We start from the raw sequence: 3,357 nt of genomic DNA, 5'->3' as shown, positions 1-3,357 counted from the left end.
CGCATCAGCCCGTTAACTTCTTCCCATACTGAACGGCAGTGAATTCGTCTTTGAGTACAATTCATAAATTGCCATTTGTTCTTGCGGCAGATTTCTATTACCGGCCCATTCGCATACAGCCCATCTAAAAGTAGTGTAAGCCGCAGCCTTGGGAATTCTTTTTTAAGCTGTGTAGCCAAGCGATAAAACGCCTTTAACTCGCAGTCCTGTTTCCACTCTTCATCACTTTCTATTTTCTCTAGTTCTGTATCGTTTTCCAAGAACTCACTCATCAGCGGTAAAACCATGCCGTTGGAGAGGATTAAAACTGCTTCTAGAACATAGGCGTAATACTGATGGTGTTCACCATCTTTGCCTTGAACCCTGCGGTGGGGATAACATTCATCCCAGCATTGGTCCATCACGTATTTTTGTGTTCCGTCTACTGCCACAAGGTAACGTTTTTGATGCAGCAGGTTTTTAAATTTTTTCTTGTAGATCAAATGCCTTAACATGTCGATGTAAGCAATTTCGATTTGGTCTACATCCATCTTTTCCAATAAGCGACACAGGGTATCCTGGTGCGGCATGTCTGTTAATTCCGGAAAAACTGCTTGCAGGTGTTTAAGTAACCGCGGTCCGGTCATCTCCTGATTCGTTTCTCGCCTAGAGGGCATTTGAAACACAAACATCAGAATTCCATAGATCATCATTATTGTCATTTGATGCTTAACTTTCTTTGGACTCCGCGGATCAGGTATTCTTGCTAATTTATGAAGCAGCCCAGGCAGCAGTTGCCTGTATACGTCTAGTATCTTTTCAGTTCTTTGCTGAATATCTTCTTGTTCTTCATCCTCTGTTTTATATTCGCTTTTGCGGTTAGGAAGCGTGAAGGTGGGAGGATATTGCCTCCCCTGTCTTTTTTGTTCTTCCCTGAGATCTCGTTGTTTTCTTCTCCGCTCCTGGCGTGTTGGACGGATCTGTGTTGGATGGACGGGTTTACTCATGAGCCGTCTCCCCCTTTAGTTGGGAGCGGAAATCGGCTGCCAAGGGATAGACATAGATATCCTTGGGGGTGAGCAACCTTTTTGTATGACGGTCCATCCGGCCGCGCCCAGCGGTCTTCCCAAGGTAGATCCAGTTTGCTGCCTGGTAACAGGTGCCCCGGTATTTCTTTGGATTAACGAAAGTTTCCAATAATACCGGGCTGTAACCGTATCGCTTCTGCCAGTCGCTCCTGATTCGCTTTGCCGCTAAGGATAAGGATTTGCTGGCCAGGTTTTTTACGCAGACCCAGGGAAAGATCAGAAAACGGGTGTTGTTTACGACTAGGTTTAATCGCAGGCTGCGGTCTATCTGGGTCCAGCCAATCCATTCGTCACGTGCTGTCAACGCCCAGGCTGCTGCCGCAAATAAAAGACATCCCAATGGTTTTTCTCTTGTCCCTGTGGTGATGAAGTAGCGCTGATGGGCACCAAAGGGTCGCTTGTAGCCTAGGGTATGGTAACGATGAACATATTCGTTCCATAATCTAATGCCGTCTCGACTTCTTACCAGTTCTAACCCGATGGGCTCAAAATCGCTCACGCTTCCCTCTATCAACTGAGCAGGCCTCGTGTGTACCCCAAACTCAATCCGATCCCGGTTGTCGTGAATCTTATCTTCTTGTTTGGCTGGTAGGGTAATTGACCCCTTTTCTTCAAGTTTCTTTAAAAGCTGTAGGCATGAAGCTGTCTTGTTCCGACCATTCGGTGTTACCCAATCTAAGTTCTCACAGACCGTATTTGCTAGCTCGGTAAGGCTTAGTTTCGGAAACATGCGTATTATTTCCTTAACATCTTGCAGTTCCTGTTCGGTGAAATATCTGCCGCTTACCAATGACTTGGTTGTCGTATTGTTTTGTCATTAGTGCAGGCCCCCTTTGATAATAACCCACACTATTGTCTCATAATTAATTACCGCTGTCCAGTTCCTTTTTCGATAAAATATTTCTTCTAGTCTCTGGAAACCCTTGTCGGGCATAGTAGTTAAAGGCTATGCGTCAGTTCTGAGCCAGTACCAGTACTGACGCATCAAAATGTTTAAAAATCTTGCAAGTACAAAAACTGGCGTTTTTATCACCGATTCCGAAGTTTTTTAGAAAAATATCCGTTCTACATGTGGCGGCACATCCTTTTCAAGCTATTTTGCTCCTTTTAACCTACTATAGCACCTTCAAATGGGCATACGGGTAGTGTACACCGTATTGAAACCGCTATGTTGAATAGAATTGCTAAGCTGCCGTTGGCCTTATTTTCCAATCATCCTCCTGAACCAATCGCAGTTGGCCTGGGGATTTCATTAACTTGCGAATTCGCTTTGTATCTAAGGAATTGTAAATCATGTTTTTACGAAACTTTTCAATGAGTCTCCGAAACCCAACTTTTTTAGCATGTTCGGTTAGGCAAACCGAATGAAGCACCATTTCATTGAGCATCCGGCCAATATGCATCAAGTAGTGATATCCCTTCATTGCATTCCAGTTATGAGAAAAGATATGTTCGTAATGGTATCCTTGGTCTTTTTCTTTGAGAATGGTGTTCTCCTGAAGCCAACGCTTTCGGGCTATCAAATTGGAACGCGCGTGGATATTCGTCTTTTTGATTGGGTCACTGGAAATCCAAGCGTAACGGGTCAGTTTTCGTTACCCCGCGACATGTTACAAGTTCGATCTCTTCCCAGCTTTCCTTACATATCACCACATGGATCTTTAAAATTTTAGCTCTCCTGTAACCATACTCATAATCGATATCGTTGACCCATCGAAACGTCTGCTGTCGCCCCTGCCATATTCGCTCATAGTAGTTTTCTCTTTTGGTATCCAAGCGCATCAGCCCGTTAACTTCTTCCCATACTGAAGGCAGTGAATCGTCTTTGAGTACAATCATAAATTGCCATTTGTTCTTGCGGCAGATTTCTATTACCGGCCCATTCGCATACAGCCCATCTAAAAGTAGTGTAAGCCGCAGCCTTGGGAATTCTTTTTTAAGCCGTGTAGCCAAGCGATAAAACGCCTTTAACTCGCAGTCCTGTTTCCACTCTTCATCACTTTCTATTTTCTCTAGTTCTGTATCGTTTTCCAAGAACTCACTCATCAGCGGTAAAACCATGCCGTTGGAGAGGATTAAAACTGCTTCTAGAACATAGGCGTAATACTGATGGTGTTCACCATCTTTGCCTTGAACCTGCGGTGGGGATAACATTCATCCCAGCATTGGTCCATCACGTATTTTTGTGTTCCGTCTACTGCCACAAGGTAACGTTTTTTGATGCAGCAGGTTTTAAATTTTTTTCTTGTAGATCAAATGCCTTTAACATGTCGATGTAAGCAATTTCGAT

4 protein-coding genes are annotated in these 3,357 nt (G+C 44.1%); all 4 read right to left on the bottom strand.

What is annotated here, in order from left to right; translation table 11 throughout:
• On the bottom strand, nt 1-986 hold a 986-nt coding region (locus tag SSCH_RS07050), incomplete at its 3' end, for a transposase family protein (protein WP_198142236.1).
• Nucleotides 979-1,857 (bottom strand): Druantia anti-phage system protein DruA, encoded by an 879-nt coding sequence (locus SSCH_RS07045; RefSeq protein ID WP_044664854.1) that lies wholly within the window; start codon nt 1,855-1,857, stop codon nt 979-981. The genes SSCH_RS07050 and SSCH_RS07045, both read right to left, overlap by 8 nt.
• 394 nt (nt 1,858-2,251) lie before the next feature.
• On the bottom strand, nt 2,252-2,590 hold the full coding sequence (locus tag SSCH_RS07040) for a hypothetical protein (RefSeq protein ID WP_044664853.1): 339 nt from the start codon (nt 2,588-2,590) through the stop codon (nt 2,252-2,254).
• A gap of 37 nt (nt 2,591-2,627) precedes the next feature.
• Nucleotides 2,628-3,221, bottom strand: a complete 594-nt coding sequence (locus tag SSCH_RS07035) for a hypothetical protein (RefSeq protein ID WP_044664852.1) — start codon at nt 3,219-3,221, stop codon at nt 2,628-2,630.
• Between the last annotated feature and the right edge of the window lie 136 nt (nt 3,222-3,357).

The sequence above is a fragment of the Syntrophaceticus schinkii genome, from assembly GCF_000946815.1.
Classification (GTDB): domain Bacteria; phylum Bacillota; class DSM-12270; order Thermacetogeniales; family Thermacetogeniaceae; genus Syntrophaceticus; species Syntrophaceticus schinkii.
The sequence above is the reverse complement of the archived record's forward strand: the minus strand, read 5'-3'. Positions and strand labels throughout refer to the sequence as shown.